The following is a 790-nucleotide window of genomic DNA, read 5'->3' on the forward strand; positions in this document are numbered from 1 at the left end:
CGGCGCTATCCTTCCCTGCCCTGAAGGACGGGGCTTGCCGCGCCTTTTGGTCAACCACTGATAGGCTACTTGCCTGAATAAAGCTGGGATCGGCAGCGCAGCCTCAATGCTAGCCTAGTAAGGCTGTGTTTTTGTGCGAAGCCATGCCTGTTCCTAAGAAGAAAACTTCTAAAGCCCGCAGTCGCAGGCGCTACGCCGTCTGGCTGGGCAAAGCTAAGCTCCAGGCCCAGCGAGCCATGACCATTGGGCGCGCCATTCTCAGCGGTCGCAACACCGGTTTCTACTATCCCAAAGCTAAGTCTGAAGAGGATGAGGAAGAATAGAGGCTTGCTGCAGGGATCCCGGTGTCTGCGCGAGTGATTACACTGGACTAGAGCTGTGCTCCCCTGAAAGCGGTTTTGCTGCCCCTGTAGTCTTGCTCCTCCATAGGTTGCATGCGCTCCTTGACTTCCCTCACCTACTACCAACGGCTGGGTCTGTCTCCAGGGGCATCTCCTGAGGCCATCCGGCGGGCCTACCGGCAATTGAGCAAGCGCTACCATCCCGATACTTCTCCCCTGGCTCCGGAAGTGGCCATTCGCTGCTTCCAAGAGTTGCAGGAGGCCTACCTTGTCCTCAGCAACCCGACGAAACGGGCCATCTACGATGCCAGCTTACGGGCGGTGACCGCCAACACGGGATCTCTGGGCATGCCGGGATCCCTTGGTGCCGATTCTCTAGAGCTGCGTATGGAAACCCGCCCACTTTCGGCTGGCGAGCTGTGTGCCCTGCTGCTGATGGGATCCACCCT

At 58.7% G+C, this 790-nt stretch carries 2 protein-coding genes; both read left to right on the top strand.

Annotated elements, in window-relative coordinates:
• Window positions 1–143 precede the first annotated feature (143 nt).
• On the top strand, window positions 144–323 hold the full coding sequence (locus tag NW820_RS13020; RefSeq protein ID WP_011431820.1) for a 50S ribosomal protein L32: 180 nt from the start codon (window positions 144–146) through the stop codon (window positions 321–323).
• A 111-nt stretch (window positions 324–434) separates the two neighbouring features.
• Window positions 435–790, top strand: a 356-nt coding sequence (locus NW820_RS13025) for a J domain-containing protein (RefSeq protein ID WP_414407725.1), incomplete at its 3' end; no start/stop codon positions are given.

Origin of the sequence: Synechococcus sp. R55.7, from assembly GCF_047461955.1 — a bacterium.
Classification (GTDB): domain Bacteria; phylum Cyanobacteriota; class Cyanobacteriia; order Thermostichales; family Thermostichaceae; genus Thermostichus.